At 38.6% G+C, this 798-nt stretch carries 1 pseudogene; it reads right to left on the bottom strand.

Annotation, left to right across the window (positions count from 1 at the left end):
• Window positions 1-798: pseudogene (locus AC1DND_RS28770) on the bottom strand (beta-galactosidase); the annotation flags it as partial.

Here is a 798-nt window from a genome sequence, read left to right as displayed (position 1 = left end):
ATGCTGTGTAGGTTTAAGCAGTTCGAAAACTACAATTTCATTCTTTCCTTTTTTTAACCATTCTGCTGGCAAATAAATGGTTTGTTGAGGTCCAATGCTCCAATATTTCCCCAAATTATGTCCATTAACCCAAACCACGCCTTTGCCCCATTTGCGCATATCTAAATAAGTATCTGCTACTTTTGTTAAATTAAAAGAAGCAGTTTTAAGTACAGCGGCCGATTGGCTAATTACCTTAGGCAATAATTTTTGAGTGTTTACAGTATCAAATGGCAGTGGGTACATTTTCCACGATTTAATCTCAGTACCGTTGAAGGTTACGCTTTTGCTTATCCCCTTATTATTTTTAAGCAGGTAAGGCCCAAAATTAATCCTACCCATGTTTTCTACTAAAATATCCAGTTGTACATTGCCAGCGGGAAGATTAACTGTTAAACTATCCTGGTAAAGCCTTCTATCTAAAACACCAACAAGTTTTTTATTGATATATACCAGGCCATAATCGCGCAGCTCGTTGATTTTAATTATGCCTTTGCGTCCACCTTTTATTGTGCTGCTGTACAATACAAAACCATAAGGTTGGTTAAGGGCTTCGAAGGTTAATGGTTTTTCACTTAATTGTGGTTTCCCAATCAGGTTAAAGATGTCTGTTGATTTGGTAAAGGTAATTACAGGCAATGCAGCTGCCGGCTTGGCGGCAGGTACAACAGGAAGTATTTGGTTTGCGGGCAAATTCTTTTTAATCGCTTCGCGGAAAAGCATAAATTTCGGTGTCGCGTTACCTGCCTCATCTAAAGG

This window comes from Pedobacter sp. 01N416 (assembly GCF_056399685.1).
The sequence above is the reverse complement of the archived record's forward strand: the minus strand, read 5'-3'. Positions and strand labels throughout refer to the sequence as shown.